This is a genomic window from Pseudomonas sp. TREG-RG-20F-10-E-6-01 (genome assembly GCF_022662455.1).
Classification (GTDB): Bacteria; Pseudomonadota; Gammaproteobacteria; order Pseudomonadales; family Pseudomonadaceae; genus Aquipseudomonas.
This window is the reverse complement of sequence record NZ_JAKNQP010000004.1, coordinates 93985-119700: the sequence shown is the minus strand read 5'-3', so window position 1 is coordinate 119700 and position 25716 is coordinate 93985. Positions and strand designations below refer to the sequence as shown.

The window sequence follows — 25716 nt, the reverse complement described above, 5'->3', positions numbered from 1 at the left end:
CTCCATCCATTAAAGCTGTTGTTTGATCGCCGCCTTATCGATCACGGACCAGACGTGGGCGATCTTCCCGTCGACGAATTCGTAGAATACGTTCTCATCGAAGGTCACCGTCTTGCCGTTGATCGGCAAGCCGAAAAATTCACCTTTGGGCGTGACGTGGAAGTTCAACCGGCTGGCGACGGTGGGCGGATCCGCGACCAGCAGTTGGATGCGGAACACCAGGTCGGGGATCTCGCGAAAGTCCCGCTCCAGCATCGCGCGGTAGCCGGCAAGGCCGACGGGGGTGGCGTTGTAGGTCACCTGCGGGTGCACGAAATCGCCGAGGCGCTCCCAGCCCTGGCGGTTGAGGCAGTCGATATACCCTCGGTAAAGGCCGGCGAGCTGGTTTCGGGTCATGGCGTGTTCTCCTTCTTGAAAAGCACTCATCGACTTTACCCGTGTGTGTGCCTACGGCGCGCTGGTTATATCACCCAGCAATTGCCCAAGCCCTTGCGGGGTTGAATAGAGGGCTTCCAGCGCCGCGACGTCGGCCAGTTGTTCTGCGGACAAGGCTTTTTCCTCACGCTCAAGCTGGCCGCGTAAATAGTCCTCGTACTCGGACAGCTTTTGATTCAGCGCCACGCGCACGAGGCCGCATGCCTTGAGCTTGTTAGGTTCAAAGCCCTTTCCCATATCCACATGCATGGCGAGGGTCGCCGTCGCGACAGCGTACCCTTGTGTCGCGGCCTTGAGCAGCCATCGGTTCGCCGTTGGATAGTCTGCCGGCACTGCACCGCTGCTGCTGTACAGATAACCAAGCATGTACTGCGATTTGGCCCGGCCCGCGTCGCCAGCGCGGGTATACCACCCAATGGCGGCGGGTACGTCTTTGGGAGTGCCGATGCCATTCAGGTTGGCCATCCCGAGCCATTCGTACGCTTCGCTATTGCCTGAGTGGGCGGCCTGGGTCAGCAGCTGGATGCCTTGCTGAGGGTTTTTCGGCGTGCCTACGCCCGTGAAATAAAAGGTCGCCAACAGCGTTTGGCCCTCAGCATCGCCTCGCGCACTGGCTTTGCGCGCCCAGAAGAATGCCTTGCGGTCGCTTTGCTCAACGCCAATGCCTCTGAAATAGGCGTCGGCAAGCCGTTGCTGGGCGCGGGCATGACCTTGCTGCGCAGCCTTGCGATACCACACCGCGGCTTGAGCGCTATCGCGCGGCATTTCCACGCCGCCATAGTTTGCATCCCCCAAAAAAAACTGGGCTTCAGAGTTGCCTTTCTCGGCTGATAGCGTGATCCACTCCAGGCCCTTGCGGTGATCAACGGCCACACCGCGCCCGAAAAAGTAAAAAAAGCCGGTTTTGAACTGTGCGAAGGTCTCGCCTTTTTCCGCCGCGCGCAAATACCACTCTGCGGCCTTGACCGGGTTTTTATCGACGATGATGCCTTCGTCGTAGAAGGCGCCAATCAACAGTGTGGGGCTGTGGGGGCTGCGCCACAGACTGATCGCCAAGGCGACCAAGCAATAGGCCAGAAGGCCAAAGCACAGTAAAGCGAGGGGTAGGGCGAAGCGGCGCAATGTCGAATCCATTCGTGAGGTGCAGGTGGGCAGTGTAGCGGCGCTTGCGAGCGATGGCATCACTCGCTGTTTCGCAGCGACCTCAAGCGCGACGCGCCATCAACAGCACCGTTGCCGCTGCCGACAACAACCCCGCGCAGCATCGATTGAAAATTCGTTTACCGCGCGGCTCGGCAAACCAGCGACGCATGTGCAGGCCCATGTAGGCATAGGCGCTGATGGCGATCCATTCCAGCACCAGGAACATCGCGCCCAGCAGCGCAAATTGTGGCGTGATCGGCTGGCCTGGCACCACGAACTGCGGCAGGAAGGCTGTGAAGATCAAGATAGCCTTCGGGTTGCCCGCCGCCACCAGAAACTCCTGACGCGCCAACGCCCATAACCCCACCTTTTCCGTCGCCGATTCAGCCCCTGCCTGCGGATTAGCCCGCCACAACTGAAACGCCAGATAAAACAGATACGCCGCGCCCAGAATCTTGATCGCGTAAAACAACAACTCCGAGGTTTGCAGCACCACCGCCAGGCCCGCCGAGGCGAGGGCGATCATGCCGGCGAAGGCCAGTAAGCGGCCAACACCGGCGAGGCAAGACGTGCGATAGCCGTAGCGGGTGGCGTTGCTGACCGACAGCAAGTTGTTCGGGCCTGGCGCCATGTTCAGGGCGAAGCAGGCGGGGAGGAAGAGGGCGAGCGTGGCAAGGTCCATGGCGGCTCCGGGTTGGGCGGGGAGCGTTGAGGATAAGGGCAGTTGAGGCGGCTGGACAATCCGCGCGTTGCAGTGAAGGGCACAAGCGGACCGGCCTATGCCAGTAGCGGGCATTCCAATCCGGCATAAATGTTAGTCCCGGTTGCCGTCTACAGGGGGGTCATTGCCTCCTTCAATCTTCCCGCTGTGGCGCCAACCTGGCGCCCCGCCGCGTCGTTCTCACATGGGCGGGCGGCGCAATGCAGGCCAGATTGGAGGTACGCCACGTGAGCAAAAAACTTGAAGGCAAGGTCGCTGTTATCACGGGTGCCAGCGCCGGAATCGGCCTCGGTATTGCCAAGGCGTTTGCCAACGAAGGCGCTCGCGTGTTCATCACAGGCCGGCGTCAATCTGAGCTTGACCGCGCGATCGCTGAGATTGGCCACGGTGCGGTGGGCATCCAAGGCGATGCGGGCAAGCTTGCCGATCTGGACGCGCTGTATGCAAGCGTCAAGGAAAAAGCCGGGCGCATTGATGTACTGGCATTGAACGCCGGGTTCTATGAGTTCATGAAGCTCGGCGAGATCACCGAGGAGCATTTCGACAAGACCTACAATGCGAACGTCAAGGGCCTGCTGTTCGGTCTGCAGAAAGCGCTGCCGCTTCTGGGAACAGGCGCATCGGTAATATTCACCGGTTCAATCGCCGCTTCCATCGGCATCCCCAGTATGTCCGTCTATTCATCGACCAAGGCCGCCGTCCGCAATCTGGCGCGCGGTTTCATACTGGACACCAAGGAACTGGGCATCCGCATCAACGTATTGAGCCCCGGCCATACGCTTACCCCGGGACTGCAGTCGTTGATTCCCGAAGCCGCGCGTGACGGCATTGTTGGCAGCATCCCTCTGTCTCGCTTGGGCAGCCCGGAAGACTTGGGCAAGGCGGCCGTATTTCTCGCCTCTGACGACAGTGCTTACATTACCGGCATCGAGCTTCATGTCGATGGCGGCGTCTCGCAGTACTGAACTGAAAACTTGAGCACCCGAGTTGGAACGGCCGCGTTATCTGATGGGCACGGCGAACCCATTCGCACAGCCAATTTCGCCAAAGGATGTATCGATGCAAAGATTATTCCGCAGGATCATCATGTTCTCAGCACTGTCCCTGTTCACGGGCGTTGTGATTGCGCAATGTGTAGACGACATCAAAACACGCCCTGACGACGTCACCCTGGTCGATATTCCGACAAGTGCCGCTCACAAAATTAGCGTCGAGCGACGTGGCAAGATCGTACTGATTGGTATCAACCGACCCTATATTCAGAACAGGCTTGATCCGCAAGCGTACCTGGCCCTCGCCAAGGCGTATTACGACTACGACCATGACCCTTCACTGCGCGCCGCTGTGTTGTTCGGCCACGGTGACAACTTCTCGCAGGGCCTTGACGTTGAGGGCTTCAAGGCCGTTGCCAGCTCGGGCGGACCGACGCTCGGTGCCGGGCTGATCGACCCGCTCGGCAAGAAAATGCCCTATCTCACCAAACCTCTGATCGTGGCGGTCCACGGCGACACGTGGAACATGGCGCATGAGCTGTTTCTTGTCGCCGACATACGGGTTGCGGCGAACAACACTAACTTCGGGCAGGATGAAAACACGCATGGTCGTTTCCCGGGCGGCGGATCGACAGTACGATTCGTGCGCGAAGCCGGCTGGGCCAACGCCATGCGCTACATGCTGACAGGCGATCATTGGACCGCCCGTGAAGCCTATCGCATGGGTACTGTGCAGGAGATCCCCGATCGGCAGTCAGCCCTCGACAAAGCGATCGAGTTGGCAAACAGGATCGCCGCCAATGGCCCTTTGGGGATCAAGGCATCGCTGGCTTCTGCGCATCGCGTCATCGACCCGGTGCAAGCCGACGCCCTGTCCGCATTAGATGCGCAACGCTCAACGCTGTATAAGTCAAATGACTTCCAGGAGGGGCGCAACGCGGAGGCTCAAGGGCGGTTGCCGGTCTATCACGGAAATTAGAACCGTCAGGTATGGCGAGGCCTGCTGAGTGGGTCGCGCCATTACCGGCGGCGGTCAACTTGATTGAAGGTGCCGGGCTAATCATTCGCGAATGGGTGCTGACGCTGCAGTCAACGATAAGGTTTAAACGGATTGAGTGATGCGCATGATTGACGATTTGAAGATCAGGTACCCGAAAGCCAGTGCATGGGCATTTGGGGATACTCCAGACATGGCAGATGAGCTGGCTGGACTTGTCGCTAACAGCATTAAAACAGCGTCATGTTGCTCACTTTCATCATTCAACCATCAAGATGAATCGTCAGCGATTGGCGGTTACAGCATCATCCTCAACAGTCGGGGCGAGCCGGTATGTGTCATTAGGCTTGTTTCGCTGCGTATCATTCGTTACTGCGACGTGAATGAAGCGTTTGCAAGAAAGGAAGGCGAAGGGGATCTCAGCCTCAGGTACTGGGCGCAGGGCCATAAAGATTTTTTTCAACGGGAGGGCTCGTTCGACGAGGCGATGGAGCTTGTGGCAGAAGAATTCGAGTTGGTGGAAGTGGTGTAAAAGACAACGTTATCCAGCCAACATCCGGCAGGTGCTGCCAGCTCAGGAAGGCGACAGTCGCTCATTCTTGCGCTCACCTTCTTCAAGGTCATTTCGCGCTTTACTTGAACTGACGCGCAAAATAACCTCTGCCCGGCAGGCAGCGCCCTGCCTTTTAAGCCACAGCCTGGTGCGTCAATTTTCTCGACGAATAGCGGTAATGCTTGCGGCTGAGGGCATTCAACAGTGCCCACCTTTCAAGGAGAGAATGTTTGGCGACCACCGATGTTGTACACACGCTGCGCCTGCCGGGCGACCTGGATTATTACGATCGCAGGTCGATCCTGCTGCCGGTAGATGTCACCGCACTTGAAGCCTGGAATATCATGACGGCCGAACCGGGTCCATTCCTGCACATGGCGTTTCGGATCAGGGATGCCATTTGCGCGTTGTTTGGGGTGAAACGTATTGGCGGGTTTTCCGGCACGCGGCGAGAGCATGTGCAGGTCGGCGAGCGGCTGGACTTCTTTTTGGTGGAGCACAGCGCTCCCAACGTGCTGGTACTGACCGAGCGCGACCGGCATCTGGATGTGATGATCTGCCTGTCGATCAGCGATCGTATGTTCACGATCACCTCATCAGTGATCACCCATAACGCCTTTGGCCGCTTTTATATGGTGCCGGTCGGTCAGGTGCACAAGCTGATCGTCAACCGTGACCTGAAGCGACTCAAGCGCAGCCTTGAAGGGTAGGACGGCGGCTCAGTCGCTTTTTTCCATCGCCGCGTAATACGCCACCAGCGCATTGGCGTGGCCATGGCCCATGCGGTGCTCGGTTTTTAAGCCAGGCGACCCTTTCCATGTGCTTCTGGGCATTGACGGTTTTGAGCAGCTCCAGCCAATGGCTGATGGGCTGCCCATACTTTTTTTCGATGGCGGGGAAGTACGACGCCGGCCCATTGGTGCTTGTCTCGTCGGTCATGCTGCAACCTCCCTTTGGTGCCCTGTAAGCGAGGGGGGGCTCGCCTGAACTCAGGCTAGTAAAACGTGAGGGATTTCGCCTGCCTTACCGTGGCCGTTCGACACTCAAGGAAGATAGCTAAGCAAGTTAGCTATATGTTGGCGTGGTCGTCACCTCAAGATCCAGAGCAGCCAAACGCATGAAGCCACCCGCATCTGTTCCCGCCCCAGACCACGACCCACGCGGCCTGCAGATCGCCAGCGATGCCGTCGCGCAGCAGCTGCAACAGATCGCCATCCTGACCCGCAAAGCCGCCAGCCATCTTGCCGATGCCTTGTCCATCAACCAGACCGACATGGCGGCGCTGGAGCACTTGATCACGGACGGCCCGTCGCCACCGACCGAACTTGCCTCGCGCCTGTCGGTGACGACCGCGGGCATCCCCCCAGGTCTCGACCGCCTGGAGCGTGCCGGCCATGTGATTCGTGAGCGCCAGCTTGATGGTGTGTCCGGTTCCCGCCTCGGTGGCCCTGGTATATCAGCACATTGCGCCAATGCTCACTGGGTTGAACGCCGTGCTGGCGACGCAGCCTATTGCGCCTCGCCCATCAGTGGCATGGGCACCAGCCTGGGCCTGTGAGGGGCGTATGTGTTGGCCGGCGAGCTGGGGCGCCATGTAGATCACCCCCAAGCGTTCGCCGCCTATGAAACCCTGATGCGGCCCTACGTGGCTCCAGCGCAAGGCGTGCCCAAATGTGCGCCGCGGTGGGCGTCACCTCACTGACCTGCCGGACTATGCCCTGAAAGGTCAACTCAAATGAGTGACCTTCTTTGAGGTGTATAGGCGTATGGTGGTTTATACCCTCATGGCAGGCATTCAACATGGACAGCAGTTTAGGCGGGCGCTTAAAGGAAGAGCGCAAAAGGCTTTTACTCTCCCAGCACGATTTTGGTGTGATAGGGGGTGTGGCCGAAAACGCACAGGGCCACTATGAAAGGGGCGAGAGGCTGCCCAAATCGGACTATCTGATGGCGATCCGTCGCAGAGGGGTCGATGTGCTGTATGTGCTGAGCGGGGAGCGTTCGCACATGAGCGCGGATGACCTCACGGTGGAAGAAACCGAAGTCGTCAATCAGTACCGCACGCTGCACGAGGCGGATCAGGGGGCGATTGCTCAGATCACCTCCTCATTGTCCCGAGACTCATGACTTCATTGATGAAACCTGCGCCCCAGGGCATCCAGGCGTACCGCAATCGGCGGTAACCGTTCACTGCTGCGGGCCAGCGTCTCCACATCATCCGCGGTGCTTTGCGCAATGCTCTGCACCGCTTGCAAGCGCCCGACAATCTCCAGGTTGGCCGTGGACTGCTCGCGCGTGGTGCTCACAATTCGCCCATTCAGGGCGTCGATGCGCGCGATATCGGCGCCTACCGCTTGCAGCATCTGTACCGCCAACTGGCTGTCTTGTACGCAACGCTCTACGCCTTGCTGGCTGTCATGCATTGCCTCGACTGCCTGACGGCTGCCGTGTTGCAAGCCTTCGATGATCTGTTTGATTTCCTGGGTGGACACCGCCGTGCGCTGGGCCAGGCTGCGTACTTCATCGGCGACCACGGCAAACCCTCGGCCTTGCTCGCCAGCGCGCGCGGCTTCGATGGCGGCGTTGAGCGCGAGCAGGTTGGTCTGGTTGGCGATGCTGCTGATCACTTCGAGCACCGAGCCGATCTGCTCGGCTTGCGCCGCGAGGTCTTGCACGGTGGAGTGGGTGCCGTGAATGCGTGAAGCCAGTTGGCTGATTTCATGCTGGGCGCGGCCGACGCTTTCCTGGCCGCGCACGATTTGTTGGCTGGCTTGGCCGGCGTGCTCGACAGCCTGTTCAACGTGCACGGTGATGTGGCCCATGGCGTCTTCCATGCGCTGCATCGAGCCGGTCATCTGGGTGATTTCTGCCAACTGATGGCGTGCGCCTTTTTCCAGGGTGCCGCTGGCACTTGCCAGTTCCTGGCCGAGTTGGCCAAGGCCCTGGGAGTCGCGGGTCACGCCGTCGATCAGGTGGGTGATTTGCTGCAGGAAGTGGTCGAAGCGCTTGGCCAGGGAAACGTGCACTTTGCCTTCACCTTGGGCGGTTTCGACGGTGAGCTGGGTGGTCACGGCGAGCATTTTCTCGAGCATTTCCTGGCTTTCGACCGCCTCTCGCTGGCTGTGGATGGCCAGGTAGAGCAGGGCGACGGTCTCCATCACCACGTAAAAGGCGTGGACGAACACCATGCTCCAGCCGCCGTGGTGTTCCATCACAAACACCGGGAAGCCTTGATGTTGCAAGGCATGGAAGACCACGTGATGCACGGCGATCGTTGCCGCCGCGACCAGGATCGGCAGCCAGTCGCGGTAGAACGTCAGCACCGCCAGCAACGCGAAAATGCCGAAGTGTGATTCGATCACGCCTTGCGCCTGGTTGATGTGCAGGGCGGCCATTACCATCAAGCCGGCGCCCAGCAGGCAGCGCATCAAACGTGTTCCGCCGAGGGCGCGATAGAGCACCGTCAGCACCACACTGGTGCCTGCGCCCACGGTCAATGCCTGAAGCCAGGTGTCGTGCCAGAACGCCAGCCCGAGTGAGAACAGAAACATCAGCCAGACCAACGCCAGCATGATGCGATTGGCCTTGCGGTAGTGCTCTAGAAAACGCGGGCGGGTGGGCATTCACTCTTACTCCATGTGTTCGGCGGGTAATAGGCAAGCATGCGGCGTGCCACGACGGGCCGCCGGTGGAGTGAAGCAGGTATTCGTGTGTTTTTTGATTCAGGGATGCCAGAACGTTATCGGCATCCTTGAACGGGACTTTAAGAACGGCTACCCGAACGGATAGCCGAGGCTGCGATGATGATCAGAAGGTGTACTTGGCGGTCAGCATCATGTTGCGTGGGTTGCCGTACGCGTCACCGCCGTAGCTCACCGAGTTGGCGATGGTCGAGTAGTAGCGACGGTCGAAGATGTTGTTGGCGTTGAGCTGCAGGTCCAGGTGCTGGTTGACCTGGTAGCCGGCCATCAGGTCGGTGACGGCATAGCTGCCCTGTTTGAGCCGGTATTTACTGCCGTCCGCGAGGGCAAGGTCGTTGTACATGCGGCTCTGCCAGGAGACGTTGCCGCCCACGCGGAATTTTTCCAGCGGGCCCTGAAGGTTGTAGCGCGTGGTCAGTTTGAACAGCTGTTCTGGCGTGTCGGTGTCGTACTGCTTGTTGACCTTCTGCGGGTTGGCATCATCCTTGATGGTGTGCGTGCGGGCGTAGGTGTAGCCACCGCCGACCTGCCAGTTCTCGGTTAACGCGCCTTGCAATTCGACGTCGATACCCTCGCTGCGAATTTCGCCGGAGGCTTCGTTGCAGGAGGCCTGCGGGCAGTTCGGCACGAACACTTGCACCGCCCGGTTTTCCTGGTCGACGCGGAACAGCGCCAGGCTCGCATTCAGCGCGCCGCCCAGGTATTCGCCCTTGATGCCGACCTCGTAGTTCTTGCCGACAATCGGCTTGACCGGCTTACCGGACGTGTCCTTTTCACTTTGCGGCGTGAAGATGTCGCTGTAGCTGACGTAGACCGAATGATGGTCGTCCAGCTCGTAGATCAAACCTGCGTAGCGGGTGAGGTTGCGGGTGACATGATAATCACCGTCGCCGTCACGGTTGTCGTAGTCATACCAGTCAAGGCGCCCGCCGAGGATCAGCTTCAACGGGTCGGCCAGGCTCAGGCGCGTGGTGACGTAGACGCCATCCTGAGTGGTGACTTCGCGCTGGTTGTCGGTGTGGACGAAGTCCGGCTTGCCGGCGGTGAGTGGCCAGTTGGTGTCGTACGGGCTGTAGCTGTGGGTGGTCAGGTCGTAGATGCGCTTGCTGGCGCCCACCACCAGTTCATGGGTACGCCCGAACGCCTGGAAAGGGCCGCTGGCAAAGGCGTCGATGCCGGCCTGGTTTTCATCGTAGGCCGCCTGGTAGACCGTGCGGGCCGGTGTATTGTTGACCCAGCGCGACTGGTAGGAGCCTGAAAACAACGCGTTCTGTTCGGCGTAGTTGGCGTTGACTTGAAGGCTCCAGTCGTTGGCCAGGCGCTGACGCAGCTCGGCGAACACCGTGTTGATTTCCTGGTCCTTGTTCTCCCAGCGAGTGCCGGGGTTGTAGGAGCGCGGCAGGTCCAGGTGATGGCCGTCCTGACCGACCATCGCCGATCCCCAGAAGTAGTTGGTCTTGTCCTTCTGGTTGGAGAAACCCAGGGTCAGGGTGGTGTCTTCGCTCAAATCCGCTTCGGTGACGGCGTAGAAAAGGCCGTGATCTTCCTGGACTTTATCGATGAAGCTGTTGGCATCACCGTAAGAGGTGACCACCCGGCCGCGCAATGTGCCGCTGTCGTTGAGCGGGCTGGAGGCGTCCAGCTCGCCACGGTAATTGTCCCAGCTGCCGGCGGCACCGGTGAGGGTGACTTTCTGCTCGTCCAGCGGCCGCTTGCGGATCAGGTTGATGGCGGCTGAAGGGTTGCCGGCACCGGTGACCAGACCTGTTGCGCCGCGCACTACCTCGACGCGGTCGAACATGGCCAGGTTCGGCTGGGCGCCGACCGAGACCCCGTTGTAGCCGCTGGGAATGCCGTCATACATCAGGTTGTCGATGTCGAAACCGCGCGAGGTGTACGACTGCCGGCCAGGGCCGTTGGAGAAATTCAGGAACAACCCGGGCGTGGCCTTGACCACGTCGTTGATGCTGGTCATCGCCTGGTCATCCATACGCTGTCGCGTGATGACTGTGACGGCCTGTGGGGTTTCGCGCATCGTCAGTGGAAGTTTGGTTGCCGTGGCCATCGAGCCGGTGGTGTAGGACGGGCTGCCTTCGGTGGTCGCGCCGAGTTGTTGCTCGGTGTTGATCTGCGTTGCACCCAACTCGACAACGTCGGCTGGCTGCTGCGTATCGGCGGCGAAGGCCGCTTGTGAGCTGGCAATACAGATGGCCATCGCGATCAAATTGGGTGAAAAACCTTTACCGCCGTGTTGTTGCACAGACATGAAACCGACTCTCCCGAAAGCGCCGTCCCTAGCGAATAACAAAGATGATGATAATTATTCGCATCAGTGTGTCAGATTGGATCCGAGCAAAAAAGCCTTTGACGTTAAATGCTTAACAAATTTTTCACATTGTCGATGCGGGCTTGTCGCCAGCTCGGGCGACGACAGGCAGCCAATACAGGTGCACAACGCCGGCAGACGGGACACTGGAGTTGTTGCCGTGGCACTGATCAAGGCGCCGTGGGTGATGTTGATGACTGGCGCGCAACTGCCTGGAAGGCACGGTACTGAGCGTCAACGACGGTGCGGTGAACGCCGAAGTGGTGATCGAATTGGCCGGTGGTTTCGAAGGTTTACGCCATCGTCACCCGCGACGCGGTGGGGGAGTTGGGTTTGGCGCCAGGCGTCATCGCGACAGCGGTGATCAACGCCTCGCACATCATTCTCGGCGTGCCGGCCTGATCAACACACGGTGGCCCGAGTCCATTCGGACCACCGTGTTCAATTGGTAACACTGTTCAAGCCAGAGAGTGCCATTCCCCTACAGCCGTGCGCTGAGCAGCAAAAAACACGCCCCGCCCAAGGTCGGTACCCGCGCCAGGTCGTCGCGATAAGGTCACAGGTGATCGGCGTCGAACACGGCCTTGGCGAACGCTGCCGGTGCTTCCTGCGGCAGGTTGTGGCCGATTCCGCCATTGATCAGGCGAAATTGGTACTTGCCGGTGAAGCGCTTGGCGTAGTCCTCGGGTTGCGGGTGCGGTGCGCCATTGGCGTCGCCTTCGAGGGTGATGGTCGGCACGCCGATGGTGGGCGACTGGGCCAGTCGCTGTTCCAGCGCGTCGTATTGCGCCTCGCCTTGCACCAAACCCAGGCGCCAACGGTAGTTGAAAACGGTAATAGCGACGTGATCAGGGTTATCCAGGCCTTTGGCGCTGCGCGCGAACGTGGCGTCGTCAAAGGCCCACTTCGGCGAAGCGGTTTGCCAGATCAGCCTGGCAAATTCGTGGGTGTTTTTCTGGTAGCCGGCGGCGCCGCGCTCGGTGGCGAAGTAGAACTGGTACCACCACTGCAATTCCGCCTTGGGCGGCAGCGGTTGCTGGCCGGCAGCCTGGTTGCCGATCAGGTAGCCGCTGACAGACACCAATGCCTTGACCCGCTCCGGCCACAGCGCCGAGACGATATCCGCCGAGCGCGCGCCCCAGTCGTACCCACCGAGTACCGCCTGCTTGATCTTCAGCGCGTCCATGAAGTCGATCACGTCCTGTGCCAACGCCGCCGGTTCACCGTTGCGCAGGGTTTTATCCGACACGAAACGCGTGGCGCCATAGCCGCGGGCATACGGGATCAACACGCGGTAGCCTTTGGCCGCCAGCCGCGGCGCGACGTTGGCGTAACTGTCGATGTCGTAGGGCCAGCCGTGCAGCAGGATCACCACCTGACCGTTGCCCGGGCCAATGTCGGCGTAGGCCACATCGAGCACCCCGGCCTTGACGTGCTTGAGCGCGCCGAAGGCGGACTGGTCATGGCTGGCCGGCGTTGGCGGCTCGGGCATTTCAGCGTGCGCCACGCCCAGGGCGCCGAATGGCAACAAGGCCAATGCCAGAAAAAGCGGACGGTGTTTGGAGCGACGGGTCAACAGAGTGTGCAAGGCGAGCCTCCTGCGGCTGATGGGTGCCTGACACTCAGTTGACCGCTGCGCTGTATCGCGCATATTTCAGGAACGGTCTCGGGTTAAACGCTGTGTATCGCCACGCCTGCTGTACACACTGCGATACATATCCGCCCGCGCTACGCGAACACGATCTCATACGGCTCGCGCATGCGCTCCAGCAGTTCCTGGGCGAGCATCGGCGCGAGCCCGATGGTCGGGTCGCCGACCAATTGGCTGGCGTAGGCATGAGCGGCGTGAAGTTTGCGCGCGACACTCCAGCTGTCCAGACGCACCTTATGCGCCCGTTGCCAAGGCATCATCGCCGCTTCACGCGCCGGACTGTGCCAGGCCCAGATGGGCAGTTCATAAAGCCGCGCGCCGATCAGGCCGCAGGCCTTGGCGCTGGCACGGCCGACGGCGTCGTGGTCGTCATTGCCGTCGTTGCGCCACGTGGTGAACACCACGTCGCCCGGCTGCAGGTAACGCGCAATGAACTGGCTCATCGGCTGTTCACTGCTCGCCAGGGCGTCGTCACGAAAACCGCCGCGAATCCACTTCAAGCTGTGCAGCGGCATCCCCAGCCGGCGCAACGCCTCGGCGCTTTCCTGGGGGCGAATCACACTCAGGCGGCTCGCCGGCCATGCGTGAGACCCCGGATGGCTGGCGCTGCCATCGGTGATCGAGATCAGCAGCAGCGGGTGCTCCAGAGTACTGAACAGTTGCAGCAGCCCTCCACACGCCAGCACTTCATCGCCAGGGTGCGGAGCAATCACCACCACGCGTGCACCGGGCGGCACCAGTGAAGAAGGAGGGATAGCGGGAATTTGCGCCAACTGTGGCGCGCTGTTCCAGATTTGCGCGGGACCGCGGCGGCCCTCGCTTAAGGAGGCAGGCTTCATGGGTGTCACATCCTTGTCGATTGATGCTGGGCCGTACCCCGTTGACGGGACGACGCTCTTTTTGTTCGCCGCAGACTCCGCTGCGGTGATGCGCGGTACTCCAACCCTGGAATACCGGCAAGGCGCTATCAGCATAGTCAAGGATTCATGGGTTTTACATCGTGAAATGTTGATTTTTTCAGCTGGCCTGCATGAGGCTCTTCAAATAGTCACCAAACCCGCCTTGGGCGCGGCAGTCGAGCCGGCCACTGGTAATCACCTGTGGCCTGTGACTCCAGGCGATGGACGCGCCGCAACGCTCCAGATTGCGCACCAGTTGCACATCTTCGTGGCACGCCAGGGGCTCGAACCCGCCGGCCTGCACATAGGCGCCAGCACTCACGCCCAGATTGGCGCCGTGAACATGCCGATGGCCGTCTCGGGCCTGGTAGGCCTGGGTGTAGCGAATTTTCGCCGCGGGGTCGAAGCCTTCACTCCAGGCGTCCACGGTCACGGTGCCGCACACCGCGTCAACACCCAGCGCCAATTGCGCCACCAGCCAGTCAGAGGCGACGCGGCTGTCGGCGTCCGTGCACGAAATCCAGCGTGCACCTTGATTCAGCAAGTGCCGCGCACCCACACCGCGCACCTGCCCGACATTGCGCGCCTGCACGTGCAGGCTGTGCACCGCATAGGCTTGCACGATCGCCGCACTGCCATCGTTGCAGCTGTCGAGCACGGTGAGGATCTGAACCGCTTCGCCGAGCAGCCCCGGATGGCGGGCAGCAACCAGGGCGGCCTTCAGGCATTCGCCCAGCAGCGCCTCTTCGTTATGCACCGGGATCAGAACGCCGATTATCGCAGCCCCTCCAGGGTGGCGACCGAGGTACTGTCGCGACTCCACAGGTCGAGCAGGAAATCACTTTCGTGATGCTGCACCACCGGCGGCATACCCAGCCGTTGCTGCAGCAGGGTATGCACCTGTTCAGCGGTCTGCGGGCAACCTTCAATGCGGGGGCGCCAGTGACAGGCAAGCAGTTGCCCGTCTTCGGTCAAGGCGCCAAGGGCGCAGTCAACCAGGCGGTGCAAATCATCGGCATCCAGGTAGTAGCACAGCTCGCTCAACACGATCAGTTCGAACGAGCCGGTCGGCCACTGTTCCGGCAAACGACTTTGCTGCACCTCGGCATGGGGGAACCCCAGCAACCGGGTTTTTGCCAATGCCACTGCGGCACTGGCCGTGTCACAACACACCAGGTGGTCACAGCGCGGCGCCAATTCGGCGCTCAGCTCGCCGTTGGCGCAACCGGGTTCGAATATCGACGCATAACGCGGGCGGGTCAGCGCCGCCAAGGTCAGCGCGCGTTTGCGCTGCTCGTACCAGCGTTGGCGAAATGCCCAAGGGTCATCATTGCCGGCGAACAGTTGGTCGAAATACGGCGTGGCCACGCTCATACAAACACCACTTCAAAAGGCTGCAGCAGGCGTTCCACCACATAAGGCGCGAGCACAGGCGGCAGGCCGATCTGCGGGTCGCCCTCCAACTGGCTGGCAAACGCGTGGATGGCATGTCGCTTACGCGCCACCGTTTCGGGCGTCAGCGGGATTTTGCGCGCGCGGTGCCAGGGCACCTGGCTGTCTTCGGGGGTTGCCCAGTGCCAGGTCCATACCGGCAATTCATACAGGGTCGCGCCGACCGCATGCGCGGCCTTTGCACTGGCGCGGCCGACGGCCTCATGGTCGCAATGCCCATCTTCGCGCCAGGTGGTGAATACCACGTCGGTGGGTTTGAGGTAGCGTTGGATAAACGTGCTCAGTTGGTCTTCCTGCGCCGCCACCTGACTGTCGCTGAATCCTGCGCGCAGCCATTTGAGGCTGTGCAACGGCAAACCCAGGCGGTGCAATGCTTGGGCTGATTCCTGCGGGCGCACCACACTCAGGCGCTCCACCGGCCAGCGCTGGGAGCCCGGATGGCTGGCGCTGCCATCGGTCACCGAAATCAGCTGAATCGGCCGGCCGATGGCTGCCAGGCCTTGCAGCAGGCCGCCGCAACCGAGCACTTCATCGTCCGGATGCGGGGCAATAATGACTGCCCGATGCCCTTCGGGTACTAACTGTTCGACGCTGATGTGCGGCAGTTCGGCCATGTGCGACGAGGCTTGCCACTGATGCAGTGGCGTGCCCTGGCCTACGATTGGATTGGGTTTCATAACTGCCACCTCCCTGTGGGCTGCTCGGCCACCTGTTCGCCCAACGCCGCCAGGTCGCGTTCCGCATGGCTCTGGCGCACGTACACCGGCAGGTCGGCCATCAACTGGGCAAAGTGCGGGTCTTTGCAATAAGGCCCGGCACCTGCCGCGCGGCCCACATGGTGGATGACCTGCTCGACGGTATCTTCGATGCAGGCGCGCACCTGCTGCGCCAGCAGCCGTGCATCCGCCCGTGGCGCGCGGTCAACCTGTTCGGCACTGTCACGCAATACACAGGCCGCACTGTTGAGCACGCTGTCCACCGCGCCCAGGTGGGCGAGGGCATGGGGCTCGGGGCGCTTGCTGCATTGCTCGCGCAACACCTCGGCCAGGCGTTGCGCGCCGCCGTACCAGCAGGCGGCAATGCCAATCCCGCCTTGCCAGAAGCCAGGGCGGGACAGGTAATCACCCGGCCCGCCGACGGCAATACCCTTGGCCCCGTCGAACACAATCTCGACGCTGCAAGTGGCGGCCATGCCCACGGCGTTCCAGCCTTCATTGGTGACGGTAATGCCGGGCTGATCCATGTCCACGGCAACCAGTTGCTGACGGTCTTCGTCGTCCCAGGCGGTCAGCAAGCCATGACTGACCACCGCCGCCCCGGAACACCAGGCCTTGCGCCCCTCGATGATCAACCGATGGCCATCACGGTGCACACGCACCTTGGCTGTCGGCGGTTCGGCCGCCCACATGCCCCACAAGCTGCCCAAAGGCGGCAGGGGGCTGTCGAGTTCGGCAATGATCGCCAAGGCATCGGTGTGGCCTTCGAACAACTTGCACAGGCGCAGATCGTGGCCCGCCACCTGGGCCAGACGACTGAATCGCTCCAGCGTCTGGCCACTGCCGGGTAACGGCAGCTGGTCCAGGCCTTCTTCCTGAAGTGCCTTCAGGGCTTGGCCCAAAGCGTGCGTGTCCGCATAGCCCCGGTAGCTTTGAAGGAATCCATGCAACGCCATTTCACACCTCGTCGTGCTGCAGTTCAAACAGCAACAGCGAGCGGCCGGTGACCGCGTACTCGTGCTCGAAATCAAAGCGCTCCTGGCCGCGCACCGCCGGCTCATTGGTGTCGAGCATGCAGGTCCAGAACTCGCCTTCAGGCACCGGTGGCAGGCGGAAATTGACCATGTCGTGGTGGGCGTTGACCACCAGCAGCAACGTCGCATCGCCACCCGGGCGGCGAATCCCGGTTTCCTGGGCGCGGCCATCCATCAGCATACCCAGGCAGCGGCCATGGCTGTCTTGCCACTGTTCGGTGGTCATCTCGTTGCCATCCGGCGCCAGCCAGGTGACATCCTTCACCCCGATGTCTTCGTTGTAGTCACCCACCAGGAAGCGTCCACGGCGCAGGATCGGATACGCCAAGCGCAGCTTGATCAGGCGTTTCACAAACTTGAGCAACGCCTTGCCGTCGTCGTCCAGCTCCCAGTTGACCCAGCCGATCTCGCTGTCCTGGCAGTAGGCATTGTTGTTGCCGTGCTGGGTGCGTGCGAACTCGTCACCGGCCACCAGCATCGGTGTGCCTTGGGCCAAGAGCAGGGTGGCAAAAAAGTTGCGCATCTGGCGCAGGCGCAGCGCGTTGATTTCCGGGTCTTCAGTAGGCCCTTCGACGCCATGGTTCCAGGACAGGTTGTTGTTGCTGCCGTCCTGGTTGTTTTCGTCGTTGGCTTCGTTGTGCTTGTCGTTGTACGACACCAGGTCGTGCAAGGTGAAGCCATCGTGGGCGGTGATGAAGTTCACCGAGCTGTACGGGCGTCGACCACGCTGGTTGAACATCTCGCCGGACGCCGTCATGCGTGCAGCGAAGTCTGCCAGCTGGCCGTCGTCGCCTTTCCAGAACGCGCGCACGGTGTCGCGGAAACGGTCGTTCCATTCCACCCAACCCGGCGGGAATTTGCCCACTTGGTAGCCACCGGGGCCGCAGTCCCAGGGTTCGGCGATCATTTTCACCTGGCGCAGCACCGGGTCCTGGCGGCAGGCCACGAGGAAGCTGTGGCGTTCGTCGAAGCCATCGCGGTAACGGCCCAGAATGGTCGCCAGGTCAAAGCGGAAACCGTCCACGTGCATCTCGGTGGCCCAGTAACGCAAGGAATCGGTGACCATTTGCAGCACGCACGGGTGGCTCAGGTCCAGGGTGTTGCCGGTTCCGGAATCGTTGATGTAGAAGCGCTTGTCGTCAGGCATCAGGCGATAGTAGGAGGCGTTGTCGATGCCGCGCATGGACAGGGTCGGGCCACGCTCGTTGCCTTCGGCGGTGTGGTTGTAGACCACGTCGAGGATCACTTCCAGCTTGGCTTCGTGCAGGTGCGCGACCATTTCCTTGAACTCGGCGATCTTGCCGCTGGCCAGGTAGCGCGGGTCCGGGGCGAAGAAGGCGATGCTGTTGTAGCCCCAGTAGTTGGTCATGCCTTTTTGCAGCAAGTGCTGGTCGTTGACGAATGCATGCACGGGCAGCAATTCCACCGACGACACACCCAGCTGGCGGATGTGCTTGAGCACGTCATCTTCCATCAGCCCGGCGCAGGTGCCGCGCACCGACTCGCCAACCGAAGGATGGCGCATGCTGATGCCGCGCAGGTGGGTTTCATAAATGATCGTGCGGTCCCATGGCACCCGCACCGGCTGGTCGTTGCCCCAGGTGTGCGCCGGGTCGATGACCTTGCACTTGGGCACGAAGGGCGCGCTGTCGCGTTCGTCGAAACTGAGGTCGTCGTCGGGGTGGCCGATGGTGTAGCCGAACAACGCTTCGGACCATTTGAGTTCGCCCACCAGCTGTTTGGCATAGGGGTCGATCAGCAATTTGTTGTGGTTGAAGCGGTGACCATTGGCCGGGTCGTATGCACCGTATACGCGGTAGCCGTAAATCAGCCCAGGGTGGGCGTCGGGCAGGTAACCGTGGAAGGTTTCGTCGGTGTATTCGGGCAGTTCGATACGTTCCAGCTCAACTTCGCCGGTGTCGTCAAACAGGCACAGTTCAACTTTGGTGGCGTTGGCCGAGAACAGCGCAAAGTTGACGCCCAGGCCGTCCCAGGTGGCGCCGAGGGGGAAGGGCAAACCTTCACGAATCCGCGACGGCTCGTTTTCCGGCGTCGGTTGTTTTTTTTCTGGTTTGCTCATTGAGTTGCTCCTGCAAGGGTCTTTTTTCGGGCCGAGCGCGACCGTGCTGGCGATCGTTCAGCTGACGCAGTGGATATTCAAAAGGGAACCTCCTGCCGGCAGCGCCGGGAGGAGGCCCGTAAGGTCGTGACGCTTAAGGCTTGGGTTTTTTCGGTGCTGCGGGCTTTTTCGCCGCAGGCGGCGCCGGTTTGCTCGCCGCCGGTGCTGGCGGCTTGGCTTTGGGCGCAGGCTTGGGCGCGGTTTTCGGCTTGGCAGCGGCCTTGGGCTTGCTCGGCGTCAGCGCTTCGGCTTCGGCCAGTTTGCGCGCCATCTCCCAGTGGCGGGTGTCCTCTCCGTGGGGCTTGCCCTCGGATTCCCAGATCTGATGCGCCAACTCGCGAATACGTTTGTCTTCAGTACTCATCACAATGCTCCTCACAGAAAAGTTTCAGCTTTCTTGATCATCAGGATTGATAAAGACATTGACCGGGAAATCCCCCAGGGCAGCGCTGATCAACAGCTCCTTGTTTGGTGTGACTGCGCCTGTATGAAAAAGTCCCTTCCAGTTTTGCGTTGTCGCGGCGAACGGTAATTTCACCCGCGTATCGCCCCAAACCTGCGCGTTGATGTGGGGCCGCTCACCGTTTTCCAGCAGGCGATGAGGCCAGCGCGGCACCACCACCACCAGGCGTTTGCCTTCATGTTCGCGACAGAATGCGACCACGTGTTCTGCGTACGTGCCGGTGACCTCCAGCGGTGTGTAGCGGACGCTGCGGAAGATCTCGGGGTTCGCCTTGCGCAACGCCAGCACTTGGGCAATCAGCGCTTGCTTGACGCGCCCGTCGCGCCAGTTGGACAACAGTTCAGGGATGTCCGGCGGTGTGTTCAGCGCTTGTTGCCGTGCGCTGAAGTCCACCGGACGACGGTTGTCCGGGTCCACCAGGCTGAAGTCCCAGAACTCATCGCCCTGATACAAGTCCGGCACACCCGGCACGGTGATACGAAGCAAGGATTGCGCCAGGCTGTTGATTGCGCCCGCCGCGGCAATCGCGTGAGCGGCATTGCCCAGGGCGGTGCGCAACGCGCTGCCGGCCTCGCTGAGCAACAAGCGCGAGAGAAACGCCTCGACGCCTTGTTCATAGGCCTCGTTCGGTGCGCTCCAGCTGCTTTGCAACTTGGCTTCGCGCAGGGCCTTTTGCTGCCATTGCCAGAGGCGCTGCTGGTAGTTCTCGACGTCCAGGTGCAGGTCCAGTGGCCAACTGCCCAGCAATACTTGATACAGGATCAGCTCGTCACCGGCCGACGGGCTATTGGCATCCTCGCGCAACGGGGCGGCGAGGGTGCGCCAATGCTCGACCTGTTCGACATACCACGGCGCGCATTCACTCAATACCGCCAGGCGTGCGCGGGTATCTTCGCCGCGCTTGTGGTCGTGGGTGGCGGTGGCCAGCAGGTTGTCGGGAAAGGTCTGCAAGCGCTGTTGGTTGACGGTGTGAAACGCCGCCACCGGCGCACTGAACTGCTCGGTGCTGAAACCCACGTCATTGCGCGACAGCAGTACTGCCGAGCGATAGAACGCGGTGTCTTCCACGGCCTTGGCCGCGGCCGGAGAGGTCAGTTGCTGGAAGCGCACACAGGCATGCTTGAGTATCTTGCGCTCACGCCCGATCGGGCGATGGCGCCACGGCTGGCCACCCAGCCATTTTTCCAGGTGATCGAGCACCGGCCAGTCGCCTTCGCTCAAGGTGCTGCGGGCACCGGCCAGGGCTTGCAGGAAAAACACGTCATCGTTTTCGCTGCGGCCACGGGCGCTGATGTAAGTGCGGTACACCGGGAAGTGCACGATCAGCTCCTGCAAGGCGCGGCGGATCGCGCCCAGGGTCAGGTCACGGGTCATCACATCGTCACGGGCCACTTGCAGCAGGGCCTGGGCCACGCTTTCGAAGTCACCGGCCAGCGAGCCATTCAGGATCTGCTGGCGCGCCAGCCAGGCTTCTTCGATAAACGCCGCTGGCCGTCCGCTGTGGCGGGTCCACAACTCGGCAAGCGGCTCGAAGCCTTGAGGATCGTGCTGCAGCAACGACAGCTGGTTCATGAATTCGTAGCCGGTGGTGCCGTCCACGTTCCAGTCTTCGCGCAGGGTTTCGCCTTCACCGAGGATTTTTTCCACGAAGATCGGCAAGTGCCGTTCGGGCGCCAGTGAATCAACCCGACGCCGCAGCTTGCGGCAGTAACCGCGTGGGTCGGCCAGGCCGTCGATATGGTCGATGCGCAAGCCATCGATCAGGCCTTCGCTGATCAGCTCGAAAATCTTGCCATGGGTGGCCTCGAACACCGCCTTGCGTTCGACGCGCAAGCCGCCCAACTCGTTGACATCAAAGAAGCGCCGCCAGTTGATATCGTCCGCCGCCGTGCGCCAGCTGGCGAGCCGGTAGACTTGTTCTTCGAGCAATTGATGCAGACGATTGAAACCCTCGGGCTGGCGCGCGTCGAACTCGCCCAGACGTTGCTCGATGGCCTGGCGCACGTCGCTTTCGGTCGCGCGTTCGGCCAGCGCCTGCTTGAGCCAGGCGGCTTCGTGGTAGGCATCATCCTGACAGGCCAGCGCGCTGAAACGCTCGGCCAGCGGCCGGAGCGGCTCGTCGGCGCCGAGGATCAATGCGTAGTCGCGCGGGCAGATCGGGAAGCGGTGTTCGTAATGCTCGACGTAAAACGCCCCATGCTCAGCGTCGAAATGCAGCGTCAGCGTGCCGGTTTGCAGGGCCTCGCCGTAGTCGCTGCCCAAGAACGGCATCAGCAGTTGGCCTTTGAGCAACGGGTCTGGCGAGTGCCACTGAATATCGAAGAACTCGCTGTAGGGGCTCAGGCGTCCCCATTCGAGCAGGTCCAGCCACCACGGGTTGTCCGCGCCACCCACGGCCATATGGTTGGAGACGATATCGAGGATCAGCCCCATCTGGTGTTCACGCAGCGCAGCGACCAGGCGACGCAAGGCCGGCTCGCCGCCCAGTTCGGGGTTGACGGTCGTCGGGTCGACCACGTCGTAGCCGTGCATGGAGCCGGCGCGGGCACTGAGTATCGGTGAGGCGTACAAATGGCTGATGCCTAGCTGGGCGAAGTACGGCACCAGAGGCACCGCATCGTCCAGGGTAAAACCTTTATGGAATTGCAGGCGCTGGGTAGCGCGCAGGGGCAGTGCTTTCATCGGTCACGCTCATAGGCTTGGTTACGCGCAACGGCCAGCAGTTCGAGGCGGCGGGCAGCGCCGGCGTTGTCGAGCAGGCTGGCGGCTTCGCCCGGCAGGCGACGGCGCCAATTGGGATGGGTGTCAGTGGTGCCGGGCAGGTTGGCTTGTTCTTCGATGCCCAGCGCGTCTTCCAGCGGCAGCAATACCAGCGGCGCACGGGTATGGCCGAGGTAGCGCACGCTGGCGTCGATCATGTGGTCGGTATCGTTGCGAATTTCATCGACAAAGTTCTGCGGGTCCTGGCTCAAGGCCTGGCGCAGCGCCTGACGTTCGCGCAGGCGGTGTTCGCTCCATTGCTCGACCGTCGGTGCGTCGATCAGGCCGAGCTGGATATTCCACTCGATGTCGCGGCTGTGCCACCAACCGTTGAGGGTCGGCAAGTCGTGGGTGCTGGTGGTTGCCAAGGCGTTGTCCGGCCAGTCGAGGATCGGCCTGAACTGGCCATCGTGATTTTGTTCGAACAGCAGCACGCGCATGCCCAGAATCGAACGCGCGCTGAGTTTTTCGCGCAGGCCGTCGGGCACGGTGCCGAGGTCTTCACCCAGCACAATCGCCTTGTGGCGCTGGGATTCCAGCGCCAGCAGCCGCAGCAGGTCGTCCACCGGGTAATACAGGTACGCACCCTCGCGCGGGGAGGCATCCATGGGGATCACCCACAGGCGTTGCAGGCCCATCACATGGTCGATGCGCAGGCCGCCGGCATGGGCGAAGTTGGCTCGCAGCATCTCGATAAAGGCGCGGAAGCCATTGCGTTTGAGGCCCTCGGGGGAAAACGCAGAGATGCCCCAACCTTGACCGGCGCGGTTGAGAATATCGGGCGGCGCGCCCACGGTGAGGTTCGCCAGCAATTCATCCTGGCGGCTCCAGGCCTGGCTGCCGCCGCCGTCGGCGCCGACGGCCAGGTCGGCGATCAGGCCGACGCCCATGCCGCTGCCACGCGCCGCTTGCTGCGCACGCTCCAGGCAACGCGCGATCAGCCATTGGCTGAACGCGTAGAAGCCGATTTCGTCACGGTGCTCAGCGGCGAACTTAACCAGCTCAGGGCTTTGCGGCGAGCGCCAGGCTTCGGGCCAGTGCCGCCAGTCGAGGTCCTCTCCCGCGGCGGCGCGAACGGCCTGCACGGCTTCGAAGCGGCAGTGGTTCTCCAGGGCTTCACCGCCGTTCTGGCGAAAGCTCAGGAAATCGGCATGCTGGGGGTGTCCGCCGTGGCGGAAGTCTTCATACAGGGCGCGCAACAGGCGCTGCTTGGCCTTGGCGGCGGCGGGCCAGTCGATCAGGGTGTGTTGTTCCAGCGTGTGCAGTTCTTCGGTCAAACCGCAGGCGTCGATGGCATTACGCACTTCGCGCTCGCCCAGAATGCAGGCAGGCGAGGCGTACAGGCTGTTCAGAAACAGGCGGCTGGACGGCGAGTAGGGGCTGAAGCGCTCGGTGTCGGCGCTGAACATCGCGTGCATCGGGCTGATCGCCAAGGCATCGGCGCCGCGTTCGGCGGCGGCGCGGACCATGTGCTCCAACGCCTGTGTGTCGCCAAAACCGCCGTCGCCGAGACGACGCAGCGCATACAGCTGGGCGCTCAGGCCCCAGGCGCGCGCGGGTTGGGCGTCAACCGCTTCGGCCACGCTGTAGCAATGGGCGGGCGCCACGGCCAGGGTGAAGGTCTGGTCGTCGATGTGCACCTGGTGATAGCCCAGCGCGATGACGCCTGGCAGCACGGCATCACCGTCGAGGCGCAGCTCCAGGGTTTCGCCGGTTTCCAGGCTGACGCGGCAGGGCGTGTCTGCGGCAAAGTAGCGTGCCAGGTCGAGGCCTTCGCCGCTGTCGACGGTCATCAACGGCGGCAGGTGCTTGTCTTGCTGCACCTGTTCGAGTTCGAGCAGGCTGGCGTTGATTTCGGCATCGGTATCGGCCGGGTGGCCCAGACCTTTGAGAACGGCGCGCAAGGCGCCGGGTTTTACATGTTGCGGGCGGCCGTTTGCGTCGATCCAATCGACGGCCAGGCCCGCTCGGCTGGCGAGTATTTCCAGGTTCGCTTCGCTCAAAGGTGCTCTCCAACAGGGGATAGGGCAACGCGTGCGCTGAAGGGCGCCAAATGCGCCCCTTCACCGGCAAGCGTTTCAAATAGCAGGTGCGGCGGCGCGGGGTGATCCAGCGGTTCTGCGCCCAGGTTCAAGTCAATCTGCAACACACTGCCGTTGCCCAGGCGCCAGCGCGCGCTGACGGCGCCTTGCCCCAGTACTTGCGCACCCAAGGCCACGCTGCCGGGCAAGTGCGGCACGATCCGCTGGTGGCGCAAGCTCAACAGTTGGCGGTAGAACTGAGCGTGTTGGTTTTCGGTGAAGACGGGCGCTGATTGCACAAAGGTGGGCAGCGCGTTCGGGTCGGGAATGTGTTCGCGCCTTTGCGGGTCCTTGAATGCGGCAAAATCGGCAAACTCGTTGCGCCGGCCTTCGCGCACAGCTTCGGCGAGCTCGCCATGGTGATCGGTGAAAAACAGGAACGGTTCCTCGGCGTTCACTTCATCACCCATGAACAGCAACGGAATCATCGGCGACAGCAGCAATAACGTCGTGGCTGCCTTGAGCGCCTGCGGTGAGCACAGCTGATGCAGGCGTTCGCCCAGTGCGCGGTTACCGATCTGGTCATGGTTCTGCAAAAACGCCACGAAGGCGCTGGGCGGCAAGTCCCCACTGGGTTCGCCGCGCTCATGGCCATGGCGGGTGGTGTGGCCCTGATAGATGAACCCTTCACCCAGGCAGCGCGCCAGCTTTTCGGTAGGGTTTTCGGCAAAGTCGCTGTAATAGGCGTCGGTTTCGCCGGTGAGCAATACGTGCAGCACGTTGTGAAAGTCATCGTTCCACTGCGCGTCGAAATCGTTTTTCAACAGGCTGGCCTGGTTCAGCTCGTTTTCCAGCACCAGCCAAACGTGCCGGCCTGTGTCTACCTGTTGGCGAACACGGTGGGCCAGCTCCTTGAGAAAATCGGGATTGTCGATCGCGTGCACCGCGTCCAGACGCAGGCCGTCGAAGCGGTATTCGAGCAACCACATCAACGCATTGTCGAGGAAGAAGTCGCGCACTTCGCGCCGATCAAAATCAATGCCAGCGCCCCAGGGCGTGTGCACATCTTCTTGAAAGAAGCCTTTGGCGTATTGGCCCAGGTAGTTGCCGTCCGGGCCGAAGTGGTTGTAAACCACATCGAGCATCACCGCCAGGCCGTGTTCGTGGGCGCTGTCGATCAATTGCTTGAGCTGTTCCGGCGAGCCATAAGAGGAGTGTGGCGCATAGGGCAGAACCCCGTCGTAACCCCAATTGCGTTCGCCGGGAAATTGCGCCAACGGCATCAATTCAATCGCAGTGACGCCCAGTTCAGCCAGGCGTGGCAGTTGCGCTTGTACGGCGGCGTAGCCACCCAGCGCACCCACGTGCAGCTCGTAGATCACCGCTTCGTGCCATGGGCGGCCTTGCCATTGGCTGTGGCGCCACTGATAGGCGAGTGGATCGACAACCACGCTCCAACCATGAACATCCTGGGCTTGCGCCCTGGATGCCGGGTCGGGTACATCGTTTTCGCCGTCGATGTTGTAGCGGTAGCGAGTGCCCGCCGGGCACTTTATCTCTACCTCAAACCAGCCATCTGCCTGAGGCAACATGGCGATGGACTTGCCGTCTTCCAATTCAACGCTGACATAAAACGCGTCTGGCGCCCACAGGGCAAAACGCGTGTGTTGCGCGTCCAGCATAATTGCGCCGTGGGGCCAGGTTTCCAGAGTCCGTGACGGCATCTATGAAGC

At 61.7% G+C, this 25716-nt stretch carries 22 protein-coding genes and 2 pseudogenes; 7 read left to right on the top strand and 17 right to left on the bottom strand.

The annotated features are described in order from the left end of the window. Positions 1–9 precede the first annotated feature (9 nt). The 3 genes from L8K08_RS14660 to L8K08_RS14650 form a co-directional block, all read right to left on the bottom strand. The gene (locus tag L8K08_RS14660; protein WP_242198157.1) at positions 10–396 is read right to left on the bottom strand and encodes an ester cyclase; all 387 of its coding nucleotides are present in this window, start codon (positions 394–396) and stop codon (positions 10–12) included. Positions 397–447: 51 nt separating this feature from the next. Then, entirely contained in the window at positions 448–1569 is a 1122-nt protein-coding gene (locus tag L8K08_RS14655) for a tetratricopeptide repeat protein (RefSeq protein WP_242198154.1), read from the bottom strand. A gap of 70 nt (positions 1570–1639) precedes the next feature. Then, positions 1640–2260, bottom strand: a complete 621-nt coding sequence (locus L8K08_RS14650) for a LysE family translocator (protein ID WP_242198152.1) — start codon at positions 2258–2260, stop codon at positions 1640–1642. Between the two features lie 266 nt (positions 2261–2526). Between L8K08_RS14650 and L8K08_RS14645 the strand changes: the two genes are divergently transcribed. From L8K08_RS14645 to L8K08_RS14630, 4 genes are all read left to right on the top strand, one after another. Continuing rightward, positions 2527–3264, top strand: coding sequence for an SDR family oxidoreductase (locus L8K08_RS14645; protein ID WP_242198150.1), 738 nt, complete (start codon positions 2527–2529; stop codon positions 3262–3264). A gap of 94 nt (positions 3265–3358) precedes the next feature. Beyond that, entirely contained in the window at positions 3359–4270 is a 912-nt protein-coding gene (locus L8K08_RS14640) for an enoyl-CoA hydratase-related protein (RefSeq protein ID WP_242198148.1), read from the top strand. Between the two features lie 139 nt (positions 4271–4409). Then, positions 4410–4820, top strand: a complete 411-nt coding sequence (locus L8K08_RS14635) for an ASCH domain-containing protein (protein WP_242198146.1) — start codon at positions 4410–4412, stop codon at positions 4818–4820. A gap of 251 nt (positions 4821–5071) precedes the next feature. Next, a complete protein-coding gene (locus tag L8K08_RS14630) occupies positions 5072–5551 on the top strand; it encodes a DUF2867 domain-containing protein (RefSeq protein ID WP_145161070.1) in 480 nt (159 codons plus the stop codon). 9 nt (positions 5552–5560) lie between these two features. Here L8K08_RS14630 and L8K08_RS14625 read toward each other — a convergent pair. Beyond that, positions 5561–5780: pseudogene (locus L8K08_RS14625) on the bottom strand (DUF4287 domain-containing protein). Between the two features lie 178 nt (positions 5781–5958). Between L8K08_RS14625 and L8K08_RS14620 the strand changes: the two are divergent. Both L8K08_RS14620 and L8K08_RS14615 read left to right on the top strand, forming a co-directional pair. Continuing rightward, positions 5959–6399, top strand: a complete 441-nt coding sequence (locus tag L8K08_RS14620; RefSeq protein WP_242198144.1) for a MarR family winged helix-turn-helix transcriptional regulator — start codon at positions 5959–5961, stop codon at positions 6397–6399. A 242-nt stretch (positions 6400–6641) separates the two neighbouring features. Further along, entirely contained in the window at positions 6642–6968 is a 327-nt protein-coding gene (locus L8K08_RS14615) for a helix-turn-helix transcriptional regulator (protein ID WP_242198143.1), read from the top strand. A gap of 2 nt (positions 6969–6970) precedes the next feature. On the opposite strand, the gene L8K08_RS14610 is transcribed toward L8K08_RS14615, so the two are convergent. Together L8K08_RS14610 and L8K08_RS14605 are read right to left on the bottom strand one after the other, a co-directional pair. Beyond that, positions 6971–8464 carry a methyl-accepting chemotaxis protein gene (locus L8K08_RS14610; RefSeq protein WP_242198141.1) on the bottom strand — a complete coding sequence of 498 codons (1494 nt, stop codon included), beginning with the start codon at positions 8462–8464 and terminating at the stop codon, positions 6971–6973. 184 nt (positions 8465–8648) lie between these two features. Next, positions 8649–10808, bottom strand: coding sequence for a TonB-dependent siderophore receptor (locus L8K08_RS14605; RefSeq protein ID WP_242198139.1), 2160 nt, complete (start codon positions 10806–10808; stop codon positions 8649–8651). Between the two features lie 217 nt (positions 10809–11025). Here L8K08_RS14605 and L8K08_RS14600 point away from each other — a divergent pair. Next, positions 11026–11270 (top strand): annotated as a pseudogene (locus L8K08_RS14600) (TOBE domain-containing protein); the annotation flags it as partial. A 154-nt stretch (positions 11271–11424) separates the two neighbouring features. Here L8K08_RS14600 and L8K08_RS14595 read toward each other — a convergent pair. The 11 genes from L8K08_RS14595 to treZ form a co-directional block, all read right to left on the bottom strand. Then, on the bottom strand, positions 11425–12519 hold the full coding sequence (locus tag L8K08_RS14595; RefSeq protein WP_242198136.1) for an alpha/beta hydrolase: 1095 nt from the start codon (positions 12517–12519) through the stop codon (positions 11425–11427). Between the two features lie 77 nt (positions 12520–12596). Next, positions 12597–13358 carry a PIG-L family deacetylase gene (locus L8K08_RS14590; RefSeq protein WP_242198133.1) on the bottom strand — a complete coding sequence of 254 codons (762 nt, stop codon included), beginning with the start codon at positions 13356–13358 and terminating at the stop codon, positions 12597–12599. Between the two features lie 178 nt (positions 13359–13536). Continuing rightward, positions 13537–14196: a glycosyltransferase gene (locus tag L8K08_RS14585; RefSeq protein ID WP_242198627.1), complete on the bottom strand. Its 660-nt coding sequence runs from the start codon at positions 14194–14196 to the stop codon at positions 13537–13539. Next, the gene (locus tag L8K08_RS14580) at positions 14193–14792 is read right to left on the bottom strand and encodes an SAM-dependent methyltransferase (RefSeq protein WP_242198131.1); all 600 of its coding nucleotides are present in this window, start codon (positions 14790–14792) and stop codon (positions 14193–14195) included. The genes L8K08_RS14585 and L8K08_RS14580 overlap by 4 nt, the downstream gene beginning before the upstream one ends. Beyond that, the gene (locus L8K08_RS14575) at positions 14789–15547 is read right to left on the bottom strand and encodes a PIG-L family deacetylase (RefSeq protein WP_242198129.1); all 759 of its coding nucleotides are present in this window, start codon (positions 15545–15547) and stop codon (positions 14789–14791) included. The genes L8K08_RS14580 and L8K08_RS14575 overlap by 4 nt, the downstream gene beginning before the upstream one ends. Continuing rightward, positions 15544–16542 (bottom strand): acyl-CoA dehydrogenase family protein, encoded by a 999-nt coding sequence (locus L8K08_RS14570; RefSeq protein WP_242198126.1) that lies wholly within the window; start codon positions 16540–16542, stop codon positions 15544–15546. Before L8K08_RS14570 ends, L8K08_RS14575 begins: the two co-directional genes overlap by 4 nt. A gap of 1 nt (position 16543) precedes the next feature. Further along, complete coding sequence (gene glgX, locus L8K08_RS14565; RefSeq protein ID WP_242198123.1) at positions 16544–18700, bottom strand: glycogen debranching protein GlgX; 2157 nt, start codon at positions 18698–18700, stop codon at positions 16544–16546. Between the two features lie 133 nt (positions 18701–18833). After that, a complete protein-coding gene (locus L8K08_RS14560; protein ID WP_106579064.1) occupies positions 18834–19103 on the bottom strand; it encodes a DUF2934 domain-containing protein in 270 nt (89 codons plus the stop codon). 24 nt (positions 19104–19127) lie between these two features. Beyond that, the gene (locus tag L8K08_RS14555; protein WP_242198119.1) at positions 19128–21884 is read right to left on the bottom strand and encodes a malto-oligosyltrehalose synthase; all 2757 of its coding nucleotides are present in this window, start codon (positions 21882–21884) and stop codon (positions 19128–19130) included. Further along, positions 21881–23965, bottom strand: a complete 2085-nt coding sequence (gene malQ, locus L8K08_RS14550; RefSeq protein WP_242198117.1) for a 4-alpha-glucanotransferase — start codon at positions 23963–23965, stop codon at positions 21881–21883. Before malQ ends, L8K08_RS14555 begins: the two co-directional genes overlap by 4 nt. Next, the gene (treZ, locus tag L8K08_RS14545) at positions 23962–25707 is read right to left on the bottom strand and encodes a malto-oligosyltrehalose trehalohydrolase (protein WP_242198114.1); all 1746 of its coding nucleotides are present in this window, start codon (positions 25705–25707) and stop codon (positions 23962–23964) included. The genes malQ and treZ overlap by 4 nt, the downstream gene beginning before the upstream one ends. Positions 25708–25716: the final 9 nt, after the last annotated feature.

What these genes read in the sequence shown, in the direction of transcription:
- L8K08_RS14605 (WP_242198139.1), bottom strand. Translation starts at nt 10,808, where the DNA reads ATGTCTGTGCAACAACACGGCGGTAAAGGTTTTTCACCCAATTTGATC.
- L8K08_RS14660 (WP_242198157.1), bottom strand. Translation starts at nt 396, where the DNA reads ATGACCCGAAACCAGCTCGCCGGCCTTTACCGAGGGTATATCGACTGC.
- treZ (WP_242198114.1), bottom strand. Translation starts at nt 25,707, where the DNA reads ATGCCGTCACGGACTCTGGAAACCTGGCCCCACGGCGCAATTATGCTG.
- L8K08_RS14650 (WP_242198152.1), bottom strand. Translation starts at nt 2,260, where the DNA reads ATGGACCTTGCCACGCTCGCCCTCTTCCTCCCCGCCTGCTTCGCCCTG.
- L8K08_RS14610 (WP_242198141.1), bottom strand. Translation starts at nt 8,464, where the DNA reads ATGCCCACCCGCCCGCGTTTTCTAGAGCACTACCGCAAGGCCAATCGC.
- L8K08_RS14655 (WP_242198154.1), bottom strand. Translation starts at nt 1,569, where the DNA reads ATGGATTCGACATTGCGCCGCTTCGCCCTACCCCTCGCTTTACTGTGC.
- L8K08_RS14620 (WP_242198144.1), top strand. Translation starts at nt 5,959, where the DNA reads ATGAAGCCACCCGCATCTGTTCCCGCCCCAGACCACGACCCACGCGGC.
- L8K08_RS14580 (WP_242198131.1), bottom strand. Translation starts at nt 14,792, where the DNA reads ATGAGCGTGGCCACGCCGTATTTCGACCAACTGTTCGCCGGCAATGAT.
- L8K08_RS14560 (WP_106579064.1), bottom strand. Translation starts at nt 19,103, where the DNA reads ATGAGTACTGAAGACAAACGTATTCGCGAGTTGGCGCATCAGATCTGG.
- glgX (WP_242198123.1), bottom strand. Translation starts at nt 18,700, where the DNA reads ATGAGCAAACCAGAAAAAAAACAACCGACGCCGGAAAACGAGCCGTCG.
- L8K08_RS14555 (WP_242198119.1), bottom strand. Translation starts at nt 21,884, where the DNA reads ATGAAAGCACTGCCCCTGCGCGCTACCCAGCGCCTGCAATTCCATAAA.
- L8K08_RS14590 (WP_242198133.1), bottom strand. Translation starts at nt 13,358, where the DNA reads ATGAAGCCTGCCTCCTTAAGCGAGGGCCGCCGCGGTCCCGCGCAAATC.
- L8K08_RS14595 (WP_242198136.1), bottom strand. Translation starts at nt 12,519, where the DNA reads ATGCGCGATACAGCGCAGCGGTCAACTGAGTGTCAGGCACCCATCAGC.
- L8K08_RS14640 (WP_242198148.1), top strand. Translation starts at nt 3,359, where the DNA reads ATGCAAAGATTATTCCGCAGGATCATCATGTTCTCAGCACTGTCCCTG.
- L8K08_RS14635 (WP_242198146.1), top strand. Translation starts at nt 4,410, where the DNA reads ATGCGCATGATTGACGATTTGAAGATCAGGTACCCGAAAGCCAGTGCA.
- L8K08_RS14615 (WP_242198143.1), top strand. Translation starts at nt 6,642, where the DNA reads ATGGACAGCAGTTTAGGCGGGCGCTTAAAGGAAGAGCGCAAAAGGCTT.
- L8K08_RS14575 (WP_242198129.1), bottom strand. Translation starts at nt 15,547, where the DNA reads ATGAAACCCAATCCAATCGTAGGCCAGGGCACGCCACTGCATCAGTGG.
- L8K08_RS14570 (WP_242198126.1), bottom strand. Translation starts at nt 16,542, where the DNA reads ATGGCGTTGCATGGATTCCTTCAAAGCTACCGGGGCTATGCGGACACG.